We start from the raw sequence: 21,953 nt of genomic DNA, 5'->3' as shown, positions 1-21,953 counted from the left end.
GCCGGTACGTTCCACGGCCCGCCGACTCCCACTTCCACTGCGATAAGGCCATCAGCCCTTGGCCACCAGGGCCTTGAGCGCGATGTTGAGCTGGAGGACGTTGACTCGGGGCTCGCCGATGAAGCCGAGGATCCGGTCGTCGGTGTGGTCGGCGACGAGCTTCTCGACCGCCTTGACGTCCAGGTTGTTCTTCTCCGCGACCCGGTGGACCTGGAGCTCGGCGTACTCCGGGGAGATGTGCGGGTCCAGGCCGGAGCCGGAGGAGGTGACGGCGTCGGCCGGCACGTCCGAGGGCTTGACCTTGTAGGTGGTCGTGGAGTTGTCCTTGACCACGGCGGCCTTGGCGTCCTTCACCCAGGTGATCAGGTCCTCGTTGTCACCGGACCGGTTGGTCGCGCCCGACAGGATGATCGAGTACTGGGTGTTGACGCTGTTGGAGCCCAGGCCGTTGGAGGGACGCGGCTGGAACCACTTCAGGTCCGGGACCGCCGCCTCCTCGGCGTCGTCCGGGTTCTTCTTCGGCAGGTTGTATGTCTGGCCGATGAGTTCGGAGCCGACGACCTTGCCCTCGCCGGTGACCTCGGAGCCGTTGGCCTTGTCGTCGAACGCGACCTGGGCGATGCCCGTGACGGCCAGCGGGTAGAGCACACCCGTGACCACGGTCAGGACGAGGAGGGCGCGCAGACCCGCCCAGAGCAACCGCCCTGCGTTTCCTACGGAGTTGTTGGTCATGGCTCAGCCGATTCCGGGGATGAGGGAGATGAGGAGGTCGATGATCTTGATGCCGATGAACGGGGCGATCAGGCCGCCGAGACCGTAGATCCCGAGGTTCCGGCGGAGCATCCTGTCCGCGCTCGTCGGCCGGTACCGGACGCCCTTCAGGGCGAGCGGGACCAGGGCGACGATGATCAGCGCGTTGAAGACGACGGCGGAGAGGATCGCGGACTCCGGCGAGGACAGGCCCATGATGTTGAGCTTGTCCAGCGACGGGTAGGCCACCGCGAACATCGCGGGGATGATCGCGAAGTACTTGGCCACGTCGTTGGCGATCGAGAACGTGGTGAGCGCGCCCCGGGTGATGAGGAGTTGCTTGCCGATCTCGACGATCTCGATGAGCTTGGTCGGGTTGGAGTCCAGGTCCACCATGTTCCCGGCCTCCTTGGCGGCCGAGGTACCGGTGTTCATCGCCACGCCCACATCGGCCTGGGCCAGCGCGGGCGCGTCGTTCGTACCGTCGCCGGTCATCGCGACGAGCTTGCCACCGGCCTGCTCGCGCTTGATGAGGGCCATCTTGTCCTCGGGGGTGGCCTCGGCGAGGAAGTCGTCGACACCCGCCTCCTCGGCGATGGCCTTCGCGGTCAGCGGGTTGTCACCCGTGATCATGACCGTCTTGATGCCCATGCGGCGCAGCTCGTCGAACCGCTCCCGCATGCCCTCCTTGACGACGTCCTTCAGATGGATGACGCCGAGGACGCGGGCGCCCTTGTCGTCGTCGACCGCCACCAGGAGCGGCGTGCCGCCGGCCTGGGAGATCGTGTCGTTGAGCACCTGTGCGTCGGCGGTGACGGTGCCGCCGCGCTCCTGCACCCAGGCGACGACGGAGCCCGTGGCGCCCTTGCGGACCTTGCGGCCGTCGACGTCCACACCCGACATACGGGTCTGGGCGGTGAAGCCGATCCACTCGGCCTGGAACAGCTCGCCCTGGTGGCGCTCGCGCAGGCCGTACTTCTCCTTGGCGAGGACGACGATCGAGCGTCCCTCGGGCGTCTCGTCGGCCAGCGACGACAGCTGGGCGGCGTCGGCCAGTTCGGCCTCCGTCGTGCCCTTGACGGGGACGAACTCCGACGCCTGGCGGTTGCCGAGCGTGATGGTGCCCGTCTTGTCCAGGAGCAGCGTGGAGACGTCACCCGCGGCCTCGACCGCACGACCGGACATGGCGAGGACGTTGCGCTGCACGAGCCGGTCCATGCCGGCGATGCCGATCGCGGAGAGCAGCGCGCCGATCGTCGTCGGGATGAGGCAGACGAGGAGCGCGGTCAGGACGATCATCGAGGTCTGCTCGTCGGCGCCGGCGTAGATCGCGAAGGGCTTCAGCGTGACGACGGCCAGCAGGAAGACGATGGTGAGGGAGGCCAGCAGGATGTTGAGGGCGATCTCGTTCGGTGTCTTCTGCCGGGCGGCGCCCTCGACCAGGTTGATCATCCGGTCGATGAAGGTCTCGCCGGGCTTGGCCGTGATCTTGATGACGATCCGGTCCGACAGCACCTTCGTACCACCGGTCACGGCCGAGCGGTCGCCGCCGGACTCGCGGATGACCGGGGCCGATTCACCGGTGATGGCGGACTCGTCGACGCTCGCGACGCCCTCGACGACGTCACCGTCGCCGGGGATGATGTCGCCGGCCTCGCAGACCACCAGGTCCCCGATACGCAGCTCCGTACCCGGAACGCGCTCCTCGTTCGTGCCGATCACGCGGCGCGCGACCGTGTCGGTCTTGGCCTTGCGGAGGGTGTCGGCCTGCGCCTTGCCGCGGCCCTCGGCCACGGCCTCGGCCAGGTTGGCGAAGATCGTCGTGAGCCAGAGCCAGGCGGTGATCGCCCAGCCGAACCAGTCGCCCGGGTCCTTGACGGCCAGCACGGTGGTGACCACCGAGCCGACCAGCACCACGAACATCACGGGCGACTTGATCATCACGCGTGGGTCGAGCTTCCTGATCGCGTCCGGGAAGGACGTGACCAGCTGCGCGGGGTCGAACAGACCTCCGCCCACACGTCCGGCAGGCGGGTGTCCGGCGGACAGGTCGCCGTGCGGCACCTTGGCCGAATCGGTGGTAGACGTCTGCTTCACAGCGTCCTCTTGCTTCTTTACGTCGATGGTCATGCCGCGAGCCCCTCGGCGAGCGGTCCCAGCGCGAGGGCCGGGAAGTAGGTCAGACCGGTGATGATCATGATCGTGCCGACCAGGAGGCCGGTGAACAGCGGCTTCTCGGTCCGCAGCGTGCCCGCGGTCTCGGGGACGGGCTTCTGCTCGGCGAGCGAGCCGGCCAGCGCGAGGACGAACACCATGGGCAGGAACCGGCCGAGCAGCATCGCGATGCCGATCGTCGAGTTGAACCACTGCGTGTCGGCGTTCAGACCCGCGAAGGCGGAGCCGTTGTTGTTGGCGCCGGAGGTGTACGCGTAGAGGATCTCGGAGAACCCGTGCGCGCCGGAGTTCGTCATCGAGTTCGCCGGTGTGTCCAGGGCGAACGAGGCCGCCGTGAAGCACAGCACCAGCGCGGGCGTGACGAGGATGTAGCAGGCGGCGAACTTGATCTCGCGCGTGCCGATCTTCTTGCCCAGGTACTCGGGCGTGCGGCCGACCATCAGACCGGCGATGAACACCGCGATGATCGCCATGATCAACATGCCGTAGAGGCCGGAGCCCACACCGCCGGGCGCGATCTCGCCGAGCTGCATCCCCAGCATGGTGATGCCGCCGCCGAAGCCGGTGAACGAGGAGTGGAAGGAGTTGACCGCACCCGTGGAGGTGAGGGTCGTGGCCACCGCGAAGATCGAGGAGCCGCCGATTCCGAACCGGGTCTCCTTGCCCTCCATCGCACCGCCCGCGAGATCGAAGGCGGGGCCGTTGTGGGCGAACTCGGTCCACATCATCAGCGCGGTGAACCCGAGCCAGATCGTGACCATCGTGGCGAGGATCGCGTAACCCTGCTTGAGCGAGCCGACCATGCGGCCGAAGGTGCGGGTCAGCGCGAACGGAATGACGAGGATCAGCCAGATCTCGAAGAGGTTGGACAGACCGTTCGGGTTCTCGAAGGGGTGGGCCGAGTTGGCGTTGAAGTAGCCGCCGCCGTTCGTGCCCAGCTCCTTGATGACCTCCTGGGAGGCGACCGCACCGCCGTTCCACTGCTGGGTGCCGCCCATGAACTGGCCGACCTCGTGGATGCCGGCGAAGTTCTGGATCGCTCCGCAGGCGACCAGCACCAGCGCGCCCACCACCGAGATCGGCAGCAGGATGCGCACGGTGCCGCGCACCAGATCGGACCAGAAGTTGCCCAGCTCACCGGTACGGGACCGGGCGAAGCCGCGCACGAGCGCCACCGCGACGGCGATGCCCACCGCGGCCGAGACGAAGTTCTGCACCGCGAGGCCGCCGGTCTGCACGACGTGGCCCATGGCCTGCTCGCCGTAGTACGACTGCCAGTTGGTGTTGGCCACGAAGGACGCGGCCGTGTTGAACGCCTGGTCGGGGTCGATCGAGGCGAAGCCGAGCGAGCCGGGCAGCGAACCCTGCACCCGCTGGAGCAGGTAGAGGAAGAGGACGCTCATCGCCGAGAAGGCGAGGACGCCGCGCAGGTAGGCGTGCCAGCGCATCTGGGTGTTCGGGTTGGCACCGATGCCCTTGTAGATCCACTTCTCGACCCGCAGATGGCTGTCGGAGGAGTAGACACGGGCCATGTGGTCACCGAGCGGCCGATAGGCGAGGCCGAGCGCGGCGATCAGTGCGAGGAGCTGGAGGACGCCAGCGAGAACGGGACTCATATCCGTACTCAGAACCTCTCCGGCTTGACGAGGGCGAGGACGAGATAGCCCAGCAGGGCGGCGGCCACGACGAGACCGACGATGTTCTCGGCAGTCACAGCTTGGCCACCCCCTTGGCGATGAGAGCCACCAACGCGAAGACCGCGATCGTGGTGACGACGAAGGCCACGTCGGCCATCGTGAGCTCCTGAGTGAAGAACGGATTCTCGGACCACCTGAGCAAAGCGCCTTTCGGCCAGGTCACGGCTTCCGTTAACGCGTCCCTGACGAGTCGGGGCGCCCTCTTTACGCGTCCTCTACGGGATGCGGTCCGACCCTCGGTTCGAGCCTCGGTATCGGCGCTGTCATCGCGCGGTCAGCGGTCTGTCAGCGGGGCCGGACATCGTCGGGACGGTCCGTCGGGCGCGCCGAGGGGCCGAGAGGGAGGGACGATGTCGTACGCGATCCGGGCCGAGGGCCTGGTCAAGAGGTACGGGGACACGGTCGCGCTGGACGGCGTCGACCTGGAGCTACGGGTCGGAGAGGTGCGGGCGCTGCTCGGCCCGAACGGCGCGGGCAAGACCACCGCCGTACGGATCCTGGCCACCCTGGAGCAGCCGGACGCGGGCGGGGCGACGATCGGCGGCCACGATCTCGTACGGGACCGGGCACGGGTCCGCGAATTGATCGGTCCACCGCTGCCCGGCGCCGGAGGACTCGACGCACTCGACCGCCTGCCGGGCAGACCACGCGTGCTGCTCCTGGACGAGCCGGACGCCGGACTCGACCCCCGTGCCCGCGACGCCCTGCGGGACGTCGTGCGGCGGCTGGCGGCGGACGGGAGCTCGGTGCTGCTGACGACGCAGCACCCGGAGGAGGCCGACGGCCTGGCCGACCGGGTCACCGTGCTCGACCGCGGCCGGGTCGTCGCCGAGGGACGCCCCGACGAACTGAGACACCGGATCGGCGAGCCCCGGCTGTGGGTGCGCCCGACGCTGCCCGGGGACGGGGCCGCGGTGGCGCGCATCCTGACGGAGCTGGCCGGCACCGCCCCCCGGCGCGACCGGCACCGCGTCCTGTTCTCGGTCCCGGCCTCCGACCCGATGCTGCTCTCCGCCCTGGTCCGCCGCCTCGAACGTGCCGGCATCGGCACCGAGGACGTCGGCCTACGCCGACCGGGCCTGGACGAGGTACTCCTGGCGTTGACGGAGCGGGCCGGGGCGTGTCCGGCGGATCACTGAGCAGCAGGACCGAAGCTTCCCGGGGCCTCCGGGGCCGGTTCACATCCGATCCCGGTCGCAGCACTAGGACTTCGGCTCCCGAGCCGCCTCCTCGTTCAGCCGGGTCAGCGCCTGCTGTCTCGGCATCTCGGCGCCTTGACGGAACGCTTCGCGGTAGCCGTCCTCGCCGAGCTTCGCGGTCAGCTCGGCGGCGAGCGCCCGCATCTCCGGGTCGCCGTGGTCGAAGGTGCCTCGGATGGCCCGGCTCATCCCCAGAGCGGTCGCCGCGCCGGTGGGATCCTGTTCGAGGGCCAGCAGCGCGGCGAGCTGCTGTGCGATCCCGGCCAGGCCGTTGCTGTCACCACGAGCGGTGAGGCCGCGCAGCGCCTTCGGCAGCAGAGCACGGGCCTCTTCGAGTGCTCCCTCCACACGCCGGTTCCCCATCCGGCTCACCGCGATGATGTCCCGGGACGTCTCCTCCGGGTAGGGGAGCCAACGCACGAGTGTCTCCATCCGGTCCAGGGCCTCGTCGGCCCTGGTCAGATCACCCGTCGCGCGGTACGCGATGGCGAGTACCGGCAGCAGACCGGCCTCCACTCGCCGATGCCCGCGCTCCTTGGCCTGCTTCTCCGCAGCGTGGATGTCCCGCAGGGCACCCTCCAGGTCGCCGATCCGGATCCGCTCCATCGCGAGCCTGTACTTGGTCCACAGGAGGTGTTCCTCCGTGCCCAGCTCGGAGCTGATCGCCACGGCCCTCTCGAACGCGACGAGGGCCTGGTCGTGCTCGCCCCGCAGCGAGTGCGTCGCGCCCGTGGGCAGCAGGCTCATCACCAGCCCCCAGCGGTCCCCGACCTCCTCGAAGCCGCGCAGCGCCTCGCGCCGGGCGTGGGCCCCCGTCTCCCGGTCCCCCTGCTCACTGAGAACGAAGTCATGGGCCCAGTAGGCACTGGCCCGCACCCAGGGGTCCGGGTGGTTCAGGGACTGCTGGAGCCCGCGTTCGCGGTCGGCGTCGCCGACGAGCTGGGACATGCGCAGCAGCGGCAGCGCAGGGTGGAAACCGAGCACGTCCGCGGAGTCGACGGCCTCCTCCTCCGGAGGCGAGGCGGCGCCCTCGGCTCCCGGGGCGCCCGCCGCGCTGCGTACGAGACCGAAGGCCAGCCGCGCCTCGTGCGGCAGCGCGTCGCCGAACTCCATGACCTCGCCGAGGAAGGTCTCGAACTGGGTGGTCATGCCTCTGATCCCCCAGTACCAGAACATCGCCCGGACGAACCGGGAGGCCATCGACGCGTCCCGGGCGTCGACCATGGACCGCAGCGCGGCGACCATGTTGTCGTGCTCGGCGTCGAAGACCGCGATCGCCCGCAGCTGTTCGCCGGTACGGAGCAGGGGTTCGAGCTCCTCGGCCAGCGCGAGGAAGTGGTCGGCGAACCGCGCGGCGACGTCGTCCCCCGCCCGGACGAGCCGGTCGGCCGCGTAGGCACGTACCGTCTCCAGCATGCGATAGCGCGGCTCGTCCTCGTCGGATGCGGTCACCAGGGACTTCTCGACCAGGGAGCCGAGTACGTACAGCACGTCGTCGGCCGGCAGCGACTCGTCCGAGCAGACCCCTTCGAGCGCGGCGACCGTGGCACCGCCGGGGAACACCGAAAGCCGCCGGGCCAGGGCCCGTTCGGGCTCGTCGAGGAGGTCCCAGCTCCACTCGACCAGCGCGAGCAGCGTGCGCTGACGGGGCAGCGCGGTGCGGCTTCCCGAGGTGAGCAGACGGAAGCGGTCGTCGAGCCGGTGTGCGATCTGGTCGACGCTCATCGCGCGCAGTTTGGCCGCGGCCAGTTCCAGCGCGAGCGGCATCCCGTCGAGACGGCGGCAGATCTCCACCACGGCTCCCACCGTGCGGTCGTCGAGCGTGAAGCCGGGCCGGACGCCGACGGCACGGTCGACGAAGAGGCGCACCGCCGCCGAGTCGGCGGCCTCGGCGAGCTCCCGCGACTGCGCGGGAAGCTCCAGCGGGCCGAGGGGACACAGCGCCTCCCCGGTGATGGCGAGCGCTTCCCTGCTGGTGGCGAGAATCCTCAACTGCGGCAGCCGGTAGAGGAGTTCCTCGGCAAGTTCCGCGGCCTTCTCGACGAGGTGCTCGCAGTTGTCGAGGACGAGGACCGCCTCTCCGCCGTCGAAGAGTTCGGCCAGCCGCTCGACCGGCGCCTGGGCTCGTCCGGCGTCGTAGAGCCGCCCGTCCTGGGAGCCGAGCGTGCCGAGCACCGCGTCGGCGAGCCGGTCCCCGGGACCCACGCCCGCCAGCGGTACGAACCACACGCGGCCGCGCTGATAGGCGCGGTGCCGGCTCGCCGCTTCGAGCGACAGTCTGGTCTTGCCCGCGCCGCCGAAGCCGACGATGGTGACGAGCCGGGAGGCGGCCATCAGACCGGCGATCCGGTCGAGTTCGCGGTCGCGGCCGACGAAGCTGGTGAGCCGGGCCGGGAGGCGGCTGGGCGCGGTCTCGGCCCGGGCCGCCGGTGCCGTCAGCTCTCCACGGAGGAGCGCCAGATGGATCTCCTGGAGCTCGGCCGACGGGTCGACGCCCAGTTCGTCGCCGAGTCGGCCGCGCATCCGCTCGTACACGGCCAGGGCGTCGGACTGGCGTCCCGCCGCGGACAGCGCCCGCATCCGCAGACCGGCGACACGTTCGCTCAACGGGCGTTCGCCACCTGCCGATTCGAGGTCGGCGAGGACCTCGGCGTGCCGGCCGAGCCGCAGCTCCGCGTCGAAACGGTCCTCCGCGGCGGCAGCCCGCAGGTCGTCGAGGCGCACGGCCGCGGCGCGGGCGAACGGGGCGTCCAGCACGTCCGCGAGGGCCGGGCCGCGCCACAGTGCGAGCGCCTCGGCGAGCACCGAAGCCGCTTCCTCGAGGCGGCCGGCGGCCAGCTCACGCCTGCCCCGCCCGGCCAGTTCCTCGAACCGCTGGGCGTCCACGTCCTCGTCGCGCACCGACAGGCGATACCCCCCGGCCACGGACTCCACGGTGGCGGCACCCCGCAGGGCCTTGCGCAGCCGGGACGCCAGGGCCTGGAGGGCGTTGCCGGCCTCGGCAGGGGAATCGGCGCCCCACAGTCCGTCGACGAGCGCGTCGACGGACACCGGCCGGCCGCCTTCGAGCGCGAGCCGGGCCAGCAGCATCCGCAGCCGGACCCCTCCGACGTCGATCGGCATCGCGTCGTCCGTACCGGCTCCGACCGGTCCCAACAGGACAATCCTCACAGCTTCAGCCTCCCCCGGGCCCCGGACCGCCGCCACCCTCGCCGGGGGCGAATCTCCGCCGACTCGCCGATGCGCGAACGGCGTTGCCGTACGGCGAGGTCACGCCCTCGGCGACCGGCGCCATCCTAGCGATCATGCTCCGGGAGGACCCGCTCCTTTGTCACTCCGTCCGCAGCGCCCGGGCCGTCGGTGTCCGCGCCGCCCAGAGCGCCGGGGCCAGCGCGCCCGTGACGGCGATCGCGACTCCCGCCAGGGCGAGCGTGGCGAGCAGCGGCGTGCCGTACACGTCTATGTGGGCGCCGGGGATCGTGGTGCCGACCGCGCGGCCCATCGACGGCATCACCGTGCGGTGCAGCGCCACGCCGAGCGGGACCCCGACCGCCCCCGCCACCAGACCGATCGCGCCCACCGAGGTGAGGACCTGGACGACCGTCTGACGGGGGGTCATTCCCAGGGCCTTGAACACGCCCAGGTCCCGGACCCGGTCCCGGGTGTCGAGCACCACCGTGTTGAGCACGCCCAGGCAGGCCACGGCGACCAGCATCAGCGTGAGCATCGCGATCAGTGCCTGCATCGCCAGGATCACGCTGGACTTGCCGGCCTCCGTGACCGCCGCCCACGCGCCGAGCGGTGTCAGGGCGGCGTTCAGCTCCTCGACGTAACGGGCCTGGTCCGCACCGGCCGTGAGCTCGACACTGAAGTCGGCCGGCATGAAGCGCGTCCCCAGCGCGGCGACCGACGAGGCGTCGGTGCGCAGGGCCATCCCCTTGTCGCCGAGGTCGAAGACCTCGCCGACGATCCGCAGCCGAACGGTGCGCCCCCGGTCCGACACGGCGACCGTCTCTCCCACCCGCACCCCCGCGGCCTGCAGGAAACGCGCGGCCGCGACCGCCTCGCCGGGGCCGCTGAACCAGCGCCCCGACACCATCGTCACGCCCGCACCCGCACCCGCGGTGTCGCCGTCGTAGGCGACGAGGGGCACGCCGCCCTTGAGACCGGCCACGCCCAGCTCCGACTTGGCGGTCCGGTGGAAGGACGCGGTGTCCGGGCGGGCCTCGATCGCCGCGGCGACCTTCGCCGGGTCGGCCGGCGCCGGGGGTCCCGTGTCACCGGGCCCGGGACGGGCCACCGTGTGGACCGTGACGGTGCCGCCGCGGTCCGGGTCCCCGCCCGTCTTGACCGCGACCAGCGTGCTGCCGAGCCCCACCGCGAACGTCACCGCCAGGGCCCCGAAGGCGACCGCGGCGGCCGTCGTCGCAGACCGTGCCGGCCGGGCGAACGGGCTCCCGAGCCCCATGACGACCGGTCGCGGCAGCCTCAGACGCCCCAGCAGACGGCGGACGCGCCGCCCCCTCCGACTGCCCCCGGTCCGGCCGGCGCCGAGCACCAGGACGGTAGGCAGCCGCGCCGCCCGCAGCGCCGGGCCGAACGCGGTCGCGGCGACCACCACCAGGGCACCCGCCGGAACCACGAGGTCCACCCACAGGGGAATGAGCACCGCCCCCGTCCCGTACGCCTCCGCCACCTCGGCCATCAGCGGCACGGCGATCACGTTGCCCAGGACCGCGCCCAGCACGGCCCCCACCGAGGCCGGGATCAGCGCCTGGCCGACGTACGCCCGCCCCACCTGGAGCGGTGTGAAGCCGAGGGACTTCAGGATGCCGATCCGCCGGGTCGCGGCGCCCACCGCGCCGCTGACGACGATCCCGATCACCAGGACGGACATGGCGAGGCCGAGCAGCGCGAAGGCGGTGATGAAGGGGACGAAGGCGGCGGTGTTCGCCTGTGCGGTCTGCCGGACGTCGAGGTACGACTGTGCACCCGCGACCGCCCGCGGCGGCACGGCTGCGGCGATCGCCGCCCGGCCGGCCTCGATGTCGGCGCGGGTCGCGGAGTCGGTGAGCCGGTAGAGCATCTGCAGTCCGGGCGTGGCCCCCGGCCCCGATCCGGACGATGTGCCGGTCAGCCGGGGCAGCTGCGCGGGTACGACCCAGGCGTCGGCGCTCTCCCCCGCCGACTCGGCGATCCCGACCACCGTCAGTTCGGTGTCACCGGCCCGGAAGCGGGTCCCGAGCCCGGTGCCGCGCTCCGTCGCGCCCCGCTCCATCACGATCTCTCCGGGGGCACCCGCCCAGCGCCCCTCTACCAGCTCCACGCGGTCCACGGGGGCCTCGGGCGAGCCGCGCCCCACGACCGTCAGGGCCGGCGGCTCGAAGCCCGGCGGCGCGCCCTGGGTGTCGTACAGCCGGACGGATGCGACGGTGAACGGGCCCGCGGCCGCGTCCACGCCGGTGGCGTCCTCGGTCGCCTTGAGACGTCCGCCGGTGGTCGCGGAGCCGTCGAACTGCACGGTCAGGTGGGCCCCTCGCTGCTGGGCGAAGGCCCGGTCGAACGGCCCTCGGGAGGCCACGAGCAGCCCGACGGCGAGGACCGCGGCCGCCACCGACAGCAGCGTCGTCAGCGCCATCACCGCGGTCTGCACGCGGCGCCGCCCGACCCCGCCGCGGACCACCCGGCCCAGGGCGCCGCGCCGTGCCACGGGGCGGCTCATCGGGCCACCGCCCGGACGTCGCGGGCGATCCGGCCGTCGACCAGCTCGATCGTCCGTGTCGCGCAGGACTCGGCGAGCGTCAGGTCGTGGGTGACGAGGACGATGGTCTGCCCGGCGGCGTTGAGTTCGCGGAGCAGGTCGCGTACGTCCGCGCCGGAGGCGGTGTCCAGCGCGCCGGTGGGCTCGTCGGCGAGCAGCAGCGGCGGGCGGTTCATCAGGGCCCGGGCGACCGCGACGCGCTGGCGCTCGCCGCCGGACAGCCGGCCGGGATAGGCGTGGGCGTGCCGGTCGATGCCGAGCTGTGCGAGGAGTTCGGCGGCGCGGGCCGCCGCCTTCGCGGGCGCCGTACCGGACAACTGTGCGGGAAGCAGCACGTTGTCGGTCACGGTGAGGTCGTCGAGGAGGTTGAAGAACTGGAAGACCATGCCGATGCGCGAGCGCCGGTACTTCGCCGAGGCCGTCTCGTTCAGGGTGTCGACGCGCAGCCCGTCGACGCTGACGCTGCCCGTGGTGGGACGGTCGAGGCCGGCGATCATGTTGAGCAGTGTCGACTTGCCGCTGCCGGAGGGGCCGAGCACGGCGAGCGCCTCACCGGGACGCACCTGGAGCGTCAGCCCGTCCAGTGCGGGTGGGCCCTCGTCGTACGCCTTGCGCACCTCGCGTACGTCGATGAGCGGGTCGGTCATGGGTCCTCCACAGCTGGTCCGGTCGGGCGGCATCGACGCTAGGAGGGAGGGGGGCGTGCGCACGTCGGCCGCGGTGCGGAAGATCCGTACCGCGCGTGGTGGACGTCGTGGCCGTGTCATCCCCGCGATGTACGCCCGTGGAGCACGGGGCTGCGCCTCACGATTGATTCGGCCCCACGTGCCCCTTGGCACACTGACCCGGTGAACAGGGAAGAGGAGTCGGTCGTCCGTCGGTTGCGCGCGCTGTGGTCCGTCGGCGCGCCGCCGTCGTTGTCGCTCCGGTCCTGGGTGGCCGATGCGATGCTCGCGCTGGCCGTCGCGGTGTGGACCGTGGTGGGCGATCTGAACCGTTCGTATGTGGAGCTGCTCCATGGGGAGCCCGACGGGCCCTCGGCTCCGCCGGTGCCGACGGTGCCGCCTGCGCCGACGGTGCCACCTGTGCCGACGGTGCCACCTGTGCCGACGCCTGGGGCCGAACACGTCGTGCCGGTGCCGCCGGTGCCGCCGGTGCCGCCCGTTTCGCCGGCCCCGCCGGCCCCGCCGGCCTCGCCCGGGGCCGAACAGGTCGTGTCGACCGTGGAGCACACGCTGCCGCCGGTGGAACTCTGGGAGCTGACGGCGGCGGTTCTGACCGCGTTGCCGCTGCTGCTGCGCCGCCGCTTCCCGCTGACCGCGTACTGGGCGGTGGTGGGGGCCACGGCCCTGCTGTACCAGGGCGATGTCTCCCAGGACGCGATCACGGTCACCTTCGCGTCCGGCCTGATCGCGGCGTACAGCGCGGCGATGTACAGCCCGCACCGCATGGCGACGGCGGCCTCGCTGCTCGTGGGTGTGGTGCTGTACGGGGCGACACCCCTGGTCCCCGAGGTGGACGGGGGTCTGGTCCCGGTCCTCGTCCTGCTCCCGGTCGCTGTGGCCGCGCACGGCATCCACACCTGGCGGCAGCGGGCGCAGGCACTGCGGGAGGAGCAGCAGGCCGCGCTGCGGCGGGCCGTGGAGCAGGAACGCGCCAGGATCGCCCGCGAGTTGCACGATGTGGTCACCCACAACGTGAGCATGATGACGATTCAGGCGGGCGCCGCACGCAAGGTGCTGGACAAGTCGCCCGAGCAGGCCAGAGAGGCCATGCTGGCGGTGGAGGCGGCAGGCCGCACGGCGATGTCCGAGCTGCGCCATGTGATGGGGCTGCTCACGATGGCCGCCGACGGCCCCGATCCCGCGACCGTGGACCTGGCCCCGCAGCCGGGCCTCGACCGGCTCGAGGAGCTGGCCGGCCGGGTGCGGGACACCGGCGTGCGGGTGGAGCTGACGGTGCGCGGCACCCCGGCGGCCGAACTGCCGGCCGGCGTCGAACTGGCCGTGTACCGGGTGGTGCAGGAGGCACTGACGAACGCGGTGAAGCACGCGGCGGGGGCGAGCGTGGAGGTCACCGTGGAGTACGCGGCGGGCGAGATACGGGTGGAGGTGGCCGACACCGGTGGCACGGCGCGCCCTCCGGCCGGCCCCGGCGGCGGTCGTGGGCTCCTGGGCTTGCGCGAACGCCTGTCGGTCTACGGCGGTACGCTGCACGCGGGCGGGAGACCAGGCGGGGGCTACGGGGTCCGGGCCGTGATTCCGGTGGAGGCTCCGTGACCGAGGCACCCCGAGTGGTGATCGTCGACGACCAGGCCCTGGTGCGGACCGGCTTCCGGATGATCCTGGCCGCCGACGGCATCGACGTTGTCGGGGAGGCCGCCGACGGGGACGAGGCGGTCGCCGTGGTCCGCCGGACGCGGCCCGACGTGGTCCTGATGGACATCCGGATGCCGGGCACCGACGGTCTGGAGGCCACGCGCCGCATCCTCCGGGACGAGGTGACGTCGTCGCCCCGCGTCGTCATCCTGACCACGTACGACCTCGACCAGTACGTCTACGCCGCCCTGAGCGCGGGGGCGAGCGGCTTCCTGCTGAAGGACGTCACCCCCGAGCACCTGGCTGCCGCGGTCCGTCTGGTCCGCTCCGGGGACGCCCTGCTGGCCCCGGCCATCACGCGCCGCCTGGTCGAGCGTTTCGCCGTGTCACGGGAGCGCACGGCATCGCTGCACCGCGATCTGTCCGCGCTCACACCGCGGGAGCTGGAGGTGTTCGAGGCGCTGGCGAGGGGCGACAGCAACGCCGAACTGGCGGCCCGCTTCCGGTTGAGCGAAGCCACGGTCAAGACGCATGTCGCCCGTATCCTCTCCAAGCTCCGGCTCCGCGACCGCGCGCAGGCGGTGATCGCCGCCTACGAGACGGGCCTCGTCACACCGGGCTCCGACGGCGGCCCGCGCCGGGGGCTCTGACCCCGTACGTCACGCACGTGAGCTCGACCGGCCGCCGCGAGCCACCGGAACGCCGACGGGGCGGCGGTGGGAGGGTGAGCGAGCCCTTTCGGGCTCTGCCGCACCGCTCCACCGCCGCCCCGATCACCGGGACCCGGACATGCCGGACCGCCGAGGTCAGACCACGGGCACCGGGTACGTCGGGTACTCGACGCCGGACACGTGCTGGACGACGCGGATGACCTGGCACGAGTAGCCGAACTCGTTGTCGTACCAGAGGTAGAGGATCGCGTTGTCGCCGTCGACCTTGGTGGCGCCGGCGTCGACGATCGAGGCGTGACGCGAGCCGACGAAGTCCATGGAGACGGCGTCGGGAGCGGTCGTGAAGTCGATCTGGCGCTTCAGCGGCGAGTGCAGCGAGACGTCACGGAGGTAGTCGAGGACCTCTTCGCGGGTGGTCTCGCGGCCCAGGCGCAGGCTCAGGATGGCGATCGAGACGTCCGGGACGGGGACGCGGATCGAGCTGCCGGTGATCGGCGCCTTGAGGTCCGGGAGCGCCTTGGCCACGGCGGAGGCGGCACCGGTCTCGGTGATGACCATGTTCAGCGGCGCGGAGCGGCCACGACGGTCGGCCTTGTGGTAGTTGTCCAGCAGGTTCTGGTCGTTGGTGAACGAGTGGACGGTCTCCACGTGACCGCGCAGGACGCCGTACTCGTCGTCCATGGCCTTCAGCGGCGGGACGATCGCGTTGGTGGTGCAGGAGGCGCAGGAGAGGATGCGCTCGTCCGGCTTCACCGTGTCGTGGTTGACGCCGTGCACGATGTTCGGGACGTCGCCCTTGCCCGGGGCGGTCAGGACGACCTTGTCGATGCCGGGACGCAGGTGCTTCGAGAGCCCCTCGCGGTCGCGCCACTTGCCCGTGTTGTCGATGAGGATGGCGTCCTTGATGCCGTACGCCGTGTAGTCGACCTCGGAGGGGTCGTTGGCGTAGATCACCTTGATCGCGTTGCCGTTGGCGACGATCGTGCTGTTCGCCTCGTCCACGGTGATGGTGCCCTGGAACTGGCCGTGGATGGAGTCGCGGCGCAGCAGCGAGGCGCGCTTGACCAGGTCCTGGTCGCCGCCCCCGCGGACGACGATCGCGCGCAGGCGCAGACCGTTGCCGGAGCCGGCCTTCTCGATGAGCAGGCGGGCGACGAGGCGGCCGATGCGACCGAAGCCGTAGAGGACGACGTCGCGCCCCTCGCGGCACTCGATCTTGTTGGCACCCGTGGCGCCGGCGACGGCCTCGGCGGTGAACTGCTCGACCGAGAGACCGCGGTCGTCCGTCTTGAAGTCCGCGGCCAGCATGCCGATGTCGATCTGGGAAGGACCGAGATCCAGCGCGGTGAGCGCCTGCAGGAACGGCAGCGTCTCGGTGACCGACAGCTCCTCACCGTCGATCTGCCGGGCGAACCGGTGGGTCTTCAGGATGCTGACCACCGACTTGTTCACCAGGGAGCGGCTGTGGAGAAGGACGGTGACGTCCCGCTCCCGGTGCAGCTTCCCGATGATCGGGATCATCGACTCCGCGATCTCCTCGCGGATCTTCCAGTTGGTGAACGAGTCGTCATTGACAGTCACAGGTTTATCTTTCGAGCTAGGCGGCGCTCATATGCTAACCCGGCCCTCCTTTGATCGTTCAAGGGGGACCTTAGGCAGACCCAAGAAGGAGCTGGGAGCGGGGGAGAAAATCCCTTTCGTGTACTTACGCCCCTGTATTCATCGGCGCCCTATCCTCGTCGTTGTCGTCGACGCAGGAGGAAGCGCGTGGAGCAGCTGCTGAGGGTCCAGAACTTCGTCGTCTCGCGTGACGGGTTCGGCGCGGGTGAGGGCCAGACTCTCGAGAGACCGTTCGGCCATGCCGATCCGGGGAGCATGTTCGCCTGGGCCGGCGCCACGGCGAGCTGGCCGAACCGGACCGACCCCGGGGGGACCCGCGGCCTCGACGACTACTTCACGCGGGACTTCGCACGCAACATCGGCGCCGAGATCATGGGCCGCAACAAGTTCGGACCCCAGCGCGGGCCCTGGCAGGACCACGAGTGGCGCGGCTGGTGGGGCGACGAGCCCCCCTTCCACACACCGGTCTTCGTCATGACCCACCACGAGCGCCCGTCGTTCACGCTCTCCGACACCACGTTCCACTTCGTCGACGGCTCCCCCGCCACGGTCCTCGCCCGGGCGAAGGACGCGGCGCGGGGCAAGGACGTCCGCCTCGGCGGCGGCGCGACCACCATCCGGGAGTTCCTGGACGCCGACCTAGTCGACACCCTGCACGTGGCGGTCTCGCCGGTGGAGCTGGGCTCCGGCGTACGGCTCTGGGAGTCACCCGACGAGCTGCTCGACCGCTTCCACCTCGAGGCCGTGCCCAGCCCGAGCGGAGTGACGCACCACCTGTTCTGGCGGAGGTGAGGGGAGGCGACAAGGCCCGGCGCGCCCCCGCGCCACCGATGAGTTCCGGGATCTCGTGGCGTCTACCGTCGGTAGGCAGCCATCGTCGGACACCCCCATGGAGCGTCACATGAGGAAGATCGTCTCCCAGCTGTTCATCTCGCTCGACGGAGTCGTCGAGGACCCGCACATCTGGCACTTCCCGTACTTCGACGACGAGATGGGCGTCGCGGTCGACGCCGTCATCGGCCGGGCGGACACGCTCCTCCTGGGGCGTCGGACATACGACAGCTTCGCGGGGGCGTGGCCCGAGCGGGAGGCGGCCGGCGGTGAGGACGCTCCCTTCGCCAAGGTCATCGGCGACGCCCGCAAGATCGTCGTCTCGCGCCGGCCGCTCACCTTCACCTGGCGGAACTCCGAGCAGCACCAGGGCGATCTCCTCGACGCCGTCAGGGCGCTGAAGAACGAGCCGGACGGCAGCCGGATCGCGATCAGCGGCTCGGTGTCCCTGGTGCGGCAGCTCCTCGCCGCCGGACTGCTGGACGAGCTGAACCTGCTGGTGCACCCCATCGCCGTACGCAAGGGGATGCGGCTGTTCGACGAGGCCGAGACGCCGACGCCGCTGAAGCTGCTCTCCTCCGCGACCTTCGCCACCGGCGTCCTCGACCTGGTGTACGCCCCCGCCGGCGAGGCCGGTGAGGGCGGCTACGAGGAGGCCAAGGCGCACCTGCCCCACTCCGACCGGTAGGCCGCGGGGCGGGGCGGTCGGCCTGCCGTGTCCACCTGGTGAACAGGTGAGTGGCGGATCTTGTCGCTCCGTCCGGAAAGCCGCAGGTCACAGCGGTGTCTTCGGAGCGTCAGGTGGCGCAATACTGCGGCAACACCATCCCGGCCACCCCGCCGGTACGTTCCCAGACATGTCAGCCGAACCCACCCCCGCCTCCCTCCCGGTCGCCGCCGCGCGCCGTCGGCGGCTGCGCGCGGACCGGGCCCGGCAGCTCGCCGACCTGCTGCGTCACCAGATCCTGACGGGCGGCTTCCCCGGGGGCGTCCTCCCCCTGGAGGACGCCATCGCCGCCGACTACCGGGCCAGCCGCAACACCGTCCGGCAGGCCATGGACCTGCTGCGCGGCGAGCAGCTCGTCGCCCGGCAGCCGGGAGTCGGCACCGTCGTGGTGTGCGAGAAGTACCCCCACGGCCTGGACCGGCTCCAAGGGCTTGCGGAGACGCTGCACGAGCACGGCCGGGTCACCAACGAGGTACGTACGGTCGGGCCGGTCGCCGCCTCCGGACCCGTCGCCCACCGCCTGGGTCTGCCCGAGCACACCGACGTGCTCTGCATCGAGCGGCTGCGCCGCCTGAACGGGCTTCCGCTCTCACTCGACCTGTCCTATCTGCCGATGGACATCGGCGGTGAACTCCTCGGCTGCGACCTGGAGAACACGGACGTCTTCCGGCTCCTCGAAACGCTGACCGGCGGCCCGCTGGGGCACGCCGAGATCACCCTCGAAGCGGTCAACGCCGACGCGCACTCCGCCGCCGTCCTCCAGGCCCCGCGCGGGGCCGCCGTACTGATGCTGGAACGGCTGACCTGTCTGCCCGACGGACGACCGGTGGACCTGGAGTTCATCCGGTTCCGCGGCGACCGCATCACCATGAGCGGCGTACTGCGCCGCTCCCTCTGAGCCCCGCCCCACCACTTCCCCTTCCGCCCCTCCCCGGAGACAGCCATGCCTCTCGTGCCGCAGCGCGCCGACGTGCCCGTGACCATCGACGAGTCGAAGTGCATCGACGGCTGCACCCTCTGCGTCGACATGTGTCCGCTCGACTCGCTCGCGATCCGCGAGGACAACGGCAAGGCGTACATGCACGTGGACGAGTGCTGGTACTGCGGCCCGTGCGCGGCCCGCTGCCCCACCGACGCGGTCACCGTCAACATGCCCTATCTGCTCCGGTGAAAGGCCCGATTCCCATGCCCGACAAGAAGATCCCATCGCGTCGCCCGCTCGTCCCGTTCCTCTCCTTCGCCCTGCTGCTCCCGCTGGCCACCGCCTGTGGCGGAGCCGCGGGCGCCGACGACTCGGCCGGCGCACGGACGGTCACGGTGACCGTCGGCTACCAGTCGAAGACCATCAACACCGTCACGGCCGGCACCCTGCTGCGCTCCCTCGGCTACTTCGAGGAGGAGCTCGCCGCCCGCGGGAAGAAGGACGGCATCACCTACAAGGTCGCGTGGCAGGACTACGCGACCGGCGCCCCGATCACGGCCCAGATGACCGCCGGGAAGATCGACATCGGTTCCATGGGCGACTTCCCCCTGCTCATCAACGCGGCGCGCGGCAAGCAGCTCAAGCAGCCCACCCGGCTGGTCGCGGTGACCGGCTACAACCTGCGCGGTGGCCTCAACACCGTGGTCACCGCTCCCGGTTCGAGTGTGGGCTCGCTGGCCGACCTGCGCGGGAAGAAGGTGTCCACCAGCGTCGGCTCGGCCGCCGACGGCACCCTCGTGCGGGCCCTCCAGCGCGCCGGCCTCGACCCGGAAAAGGACATCCGCAAGCTCAACCAGCAGCCCAGCGTCGGCGCGTCCGCCCTGACCGCCGGCAGCGCCGACGCGCTCTCCCAGTTCGTCGCCTGGCCGGGACTGCTGGCCTACGAGGGCCGGGCCAAGGCGCTGTACGACGGTGCCGAGCTGAACTTGCCGACCTTCCACGGGGTCACCGTCCGGGAGAAGTTCGCCAAGGAGCGGGCGGGGATCCTCGACGACTTCCTCACGGCGCAGCGGCGGGCCACCGATCACCTCCGCACCCAGCCGGTCGCGGCGGCCGAGTCGGTCGCCAAGGAGACCGGGCTGCCGGCCGAGGTGGTCTACCTCTACAACGGCGCCAACGGCATCTCCACCTTCGACCCGGAGCTCCGCCCGGAGCTCATCGCCGCGCTGAAGGAGGACGTACCGCTGCTGAAGGCGGCCAAGCTGGTGGGCGACGTCGACGTGGACGCGTTCGTCGACCCCGCGCCGCTGAAGCGGGCCGCGCAGGCCCCCGCGTACCCGAAGGCGACCGCCGCGAAGCCCGAGCTGTGGCTGAAGGGCCAGAGCACCACCCGGACGTTCACCAGCCCCAAGGAGCTGCTGAAGGCCGCCAAGGGCGCCGATGTGCGCGCCGCGTACGTCCCCGACGCGGTCACGGGCACGCTGTGGTTCGCCGACAAGGCGGTGTGGGTCGTCGACGGCGCCGAGCTGCGCGCCTTCGTCACCCCGTCCGGCGCGAAGGCGTACGCCGCCGCGCACCCCGGGTCCCGGATCGTCGACTACGCGGCCGCCGTCGGCCTGGCGTCATGACCGCGGGCCGCTGGCTGCTCCGCGTGGTCTCGCTCGGGGCGGCCCTCGGGCTGTGGCAGCTGCTGACCTCACTGGACGTCAACCTGTGGCTGCGGTTCGAGCAGTTCCCGACCGTCGACGAAGTGGCCTCCGCCTTCGCCGACCGGGTCGGCACCGCTCCGTACTGGCAGGACCTGGGACACAGCGTGCGCCGGATCGTGGTCGGCTTCCTGCTGGCCGCGGTGCTCGGAGTGGCGGTGGGCACCGCCGTCGCCCGGTCCCGGTGGGCTGCCGACCTGCTGGGCCCGCTCCTCGAGGTCGTACGGCCGGTGCCGGCCATCGCCCTCGTACCGGTCGCGATCCTGCTGCTGCCCACCAACGAGCAGGGCATCGTCTTCATCACCTTCACCGCCGCCTTCTTCCCCGTGCTCGTGTCGACCCGGCACGCGGTGCGCGCACTCTCCCCCGTGTGGGAGGAGGCCGTGCTCACCATGGGCGGCGGCCGGCTGCGAGTGCTGTTCTCGGTGGTGCTGCCGGGCGCGCTGCCGGGCATCTTCGGCGGTCTGTCCGTGGGCATCGGCGTCTCGTGGATCTGTGTGATCTCCGCGGAGATGATCTCGGGTGAGTACGGCGTGGGCTACCGCACCTGGCAGGAGTACACGGTCGTCGACTATCCGGGCGTCTTCGTCGGCATGGCCACCATCGGAGCCCTGGGCTGGCTCACCTCCACCGCGGTGGAGCTACTGGGCCGCCGTGTCACCTCCTGGCTGCCCAGGCCCGCCGCACGACCGGCCGGCCGCGTCCCCCGTGCGGTGCTCCGCCGCCGGGCGGCGTCCCGTGCCCCCCTCGTACCCGCCCCTGCCTCTGCCCCTGCCTCCGCCCTGGAGAAGGAGTCCGTCTCATGAGCAGCGCGCCCCCGCGCCCCGCACCCGCGCCGACCGGCGCGGAGCTCGCCCTGGACGATGCACGGCTCGGTCACGCGGACGGTACGACGGTGCTCACCGCCGCCGGGCTGCGGATCGCGCCGGGAGAACTGCTGGCCGTGGTCGGCCCGTCCGGCTGCGGGAAGTCCACGCTGCTGCGCACCCTCGCCGGACTGCTTCCCGCGCTCGACGGACGGGTGACCCAGGACGGGGAGCCCATCGGCGGGCCCGGCGCGGACCGGGCGCTGGTCTTCCAGCACGACGCCCTGCTGCCCTGGCGGACCGTCCGCGCCAACGTGGAACTGCCGTTGGCGATCCGCCGGGTCCCTCGTCCCGAACGGCGGCGGTCCGCCGCCGACTGGCTGGACCGGGTCGGCCTCGCCGAGCACGCCCACAAGCTGCCGCACCAGCTGTCCGGCGGACAGCGCCAGCGCGTCCAACTGGCCCGTGCCCTGGCCGGCCGGCCCCGTGCGGTGCTGATGGACGAGCCCTTCGGCGCGCTCGACGCGCACACCCGCGCCGAGATGCAGGACCTGCTCGTGGACATCCTGCGCGGCACGGGGGCGACCGTCGTCTTCGTCACCCACGACGTGGACGAGGCCCTCCATCTCGGAGACCGTGTCGCTCTCCTTCCCTCCGGCCGGGTGCTCGACGTCCCGCACCCGCGGCAGCGGGACGCGCGCCGGGCGCCCGCCACCGCCGAGCTGCGCCGGCGCATCCTCGCATCCCTCTGAAAGGCATTCCGTGGACAC

General features: G+C 71.6%; 19 protein-coding genes. 10 read left to right on the top strand and 9 right to left on the bottom strand.

Annotation, left to right across the window (positions count from 1 at the left end; translation table 11 throughout):
- Nucleotides 1-51: 51 nt before the first annotated feature.
- Genes ACFQ7Q_RS25300 through ACFQ7Q_RS25280 form a run of 5 tightly spaced genes read right to left on the bottom strand, consistent with a single transcriptional unit; the run spans nt 52 to nt 4,785 of the window.
- Complete coding sequence (locus ACFQ7Q_RS25300) at nt 52-732, bottom strand: potassium-transporting ATPase subunit C (protein ID WP_383558983.1); 681 nt, start codon at nt 730-732, stop codon at nt 52-54.
- A gap of 3 nt (nt 733-735) precedes the next feature.
- A complete protein-coding gene (gene kdpB / locus ACFQ7Q_RS25295; protein ID WP_383558981.1) occupies nt 736-2,880 on the bottom strand; it encodes a potassium-transporting ATPase subunit KdpB in 2,145 nt (714 codons plus the stop codon).
- Nucleotides 2,877-4,541 carry a potassium-transporting ATPase subunit KdpA gene (gene kdpA, locus ACFQ7Q_RS25290; RefSeq protein WP_383558979.1) on the bottom strand — a complete coding sequence of 555 codons (1,665 nt, stop codon included), beginning with the start codon at nt 4,539-4,541 and terminating at the stop codon, nt 2,877-2,879. The genes kdpB and kdpA overlap by 4 nt, the downstream gene beginning before the upstream one ends.
- Nucleotides 4,542-4,549: 8 nt before the next feature.
- Entirely contained in the window at nt 4,550-4,639 is a 90-nt protein-coding gene (kdpF, locus tag ACFQ7Q_RS25285) for a K(+)-transporting ATPase subunit F (protein ID WP_361896819.1), read from the bottom strand.
- Complete coding sequence (locus tag ACFQ7Q_RS25280; RefSeq protein WP_383558977.1) at nt 4,636-4,785, bottom strand: hypothetical protein; 150 nt, start codon at nt 4,783-4,785, stop codon at nt 4,636-4,638. The genes kdpF and ACFQ7Q_RS25280 overlap by 4 nt, the downstream gene beginning before the upstream one ends.
- Nucleotides 4,786-4,972: 187 nt before the next feature.
- Between ACFQ7Q_RS25280 and ACFQ7Q_RS25275 the strand changes: the two genes are divergently transcribed.
- Nucleotides 4,973-5,761, top strand: a complete 789-nt coding sequence (locus ACFQ7Q_RS25275) for an ABC transporter ATP-binding protein (RefSeq protein ID WP_383558976.1) — start codon at nt 4,973-4,975, stop codon at nt 5,759-5,761.
- A gap of 63 nt (nt 5,762-5,824) precedes the next feature.
- Here the strand turns inward: ACFQ7Q_RS25275 and ACFQ7Q_RS25270 are convergent, their stop codons facing one another.
- From ACFQ7Q_RS25270 to ACFQ7Q_RS25260, 3 genes are all read right to left on the bottom strand, one after another.
- On the bottom strand, nt 5,825-8,977 hold the full coding sequence (locus ACFQ7Q_RS25270; RefSeq protein WP_383558975.1) for a BTAD domain-containing putative transcriptional regulator: 3,153 nt from the start codon (nt 8,975-8,977) through the stop codon (nt 5,825-5,827).
- A 175-nt stretch (nt 8,978-9,152) separates the two neighbouring features.
- Nucleotides 9,153-11,543 carry an ABC transporter permease gene (locus tag ACFQ7Q_RS25265; RefSeq protein WP_383558974.1) on the bottom strand — a complete coding sequence of 797 codons (2,391 nt, stop codon included), beginning with the start codon at nt 11,541-11,543 and terminating at the stop codon, nt 9,153-9,155.
- Nucleotides 11,540-12,229, bottom strand: coding sequence for an ABC transporter ATP-binding protein (locus ACFQ7Q_RS25260; protein ID WP_383558972.1), 690 nt, complete (start codon nt 12,227-12,229; stop codon nt 11,540-11,542). Before ACFQ7Q_RS25260 ends, ACFQ7Q_RS25265 begins: the two co-directional genes overlap by 4 nt.
- 201 nt (nt 12,230-12,430) lie before the next feature.
- Here ACFQ7Q_RS25260 and ACFQ7Q_RS25255 point away from each other — a divergent pair, with 201 nt between their 5' ends.
- Both ACFQ7Q_RS25255 and ACFQ7Q_RS25250 read left to right on the top strand, forming a co-directional pair.
- Nucleotides 12,431-13,861, top strand: coding sequence for a sensor histidine kinase (locus tag ACFQ7Q_RS25255; protein ID WP_383558970.1), 1,431 nt, complete (start codon nt 12,431-12,433; stop codon nt 13,859-13,861).
- Nucleotides 13,858-14,550: a response regulator gene (locus tag ACFQ7Q_RS25250; RefSeq protein ID WP_383558968.1), complete on the top strand. Its 693-nt coding sequence runs from the start codon at nt 13,858-13,860 to the stop codon at nt 14,548-14,550. Before ACFQ7Q_RS25255 ends, ACFQ7Q_RS25250 begins: the two co-directional genes overlap by 4 nt.
- 156 nt (nt 14,551-14,706) lie before the next feature.
- On the opposite strand, the gene ACFQ7Q_RS25245 is transcribed toward ACFQ7Q_RS25250, so the two are convergent.
- On the bottom strand, nt 14,707-16,152 hold the full coding sequence (locus ACFQ7Q_RS25245) for a glyceraldehyde-3-phosphate dehydrogenase (RefSeq protein WP_383558967.1): 1,446 nt from the start codon (nt 16,150-16,152) through the stop codon (nt 14,707-14,709).
- Nucleotides 16,153-16,338: 186 nt separating this feature from the next.
- On the opposite strand from ACFQ7Q_RS25245, the gene ACFQ7Q_RS25240 reads away from it, so the two are divergent.
- From ACFQ7Q_RS25240 to ACFQ7Q_RS25210, 7 genes are all read left to right on the top strand, one after another.
- Nucleotides 16,339-16,983 (top strand): dihydrofolate reductase family protein, encoded by a 645-nt coding sequence (locus tag ACFQ7Q_RS25240; RefSeq protein ID WP_383558966.1) that lies wholly within the window; start codon nt 16,339-16,341, stop codon nt 16,981-16,983.
- 109 nt (nt 16,984-17,092) lie between these two features.
- On the top strand, nt 17,093-17,710 hold the full coding sequence (locus ACFQ7Q_RS25235; protein ID WP_383558965.1) for a dihydrofolate reductase family protein: 618 nt from the start codon (nt 17,093-17,095) through the stop codon (nt 17,708-17,710).
- A gap of 169 nt (nt 17,711-17,879) precedes the next feature.
- Nucleotides 17,880-18,647 carry a GntR family transcriptional regulator gene (locus tag ACFQ7Q_RS25230; RefSeq protein WP_383558964.1) on the top strand — a complete coding sequence of 256 codons (768 nt, stop codon included), beginning with the start codon at nt 17,880-17,882 and terminating at the stop codon, nt 18,645-18,647.
- 45 nt (nt 18,648-18,692) lie between these two features.
- Complete coding sequence (locus ACFQ7Q_RS25225) at nt 18,693-18,920, top strand: ferredoxin family protein (protein WP_329123551.1); 228 nt, start codon at nt 18,693-18,695, stop codon at nt 18,918-18,920.
- Nucleotides 18,921-18,934: 14 nt separating this feature from the next.
- Nucleotides 18,935-20,299, top strand: coding sequence for an ABC transporter substrate-binding protein (locus ACFQ7Q_RS25220; protein ID WP_383558962.1), 1,365 nt, complete (start codon nt 18,935-18,937; stop codon nt 20,297-20,299).
- The gene (locus ACFQ7Q_RS25215; protein WP_383558961.1) at nt 20,296-21,183 is read left to right on the top strand and encodes an ABC transporter permease; all 888 of its coding nucleotides are present in this window, start codon (nt 20,296-20,298) and stop codon (nt 21,181-21,183) included. The genes ACFQ7Q_RS25220 and ACFQ7Q_RS25215 overlap by 4 nt, the downstream gene beginning before the upstream one ends.
- The gene (locus ACFQ7Q_RS25210) at nt 21,180-21,935 is read left to right on the top strand and encodes an ABC transporter ATP-binding protein (protein ID WP_383558960.1); all 756 of its coding nucleotides are present in this window, start codon (nt 21,180-21,182) and stop codon (nt 21,933-21,935) included. Before ACFQ7Q_RS25215 ends, ACFQ7Q_RS25210 begins: the two co-directional genes overlap by 4 nt.
- The last annotated feature ends 18 nt before the right edge of the window (nt 21,936-21,953 follow it).

It is taken from the genome of Streptomyces sp. NPDC056527 (assembly GCF_042794475.1).
GTDB lineage: Bacteria > Actinomycetota > Actinomycetes > Streptomycetales > Streptomycetaceae > Streptomyces.
This window is presented reverse-complemented; position numbering and strand designations above follow the sequence as displayed.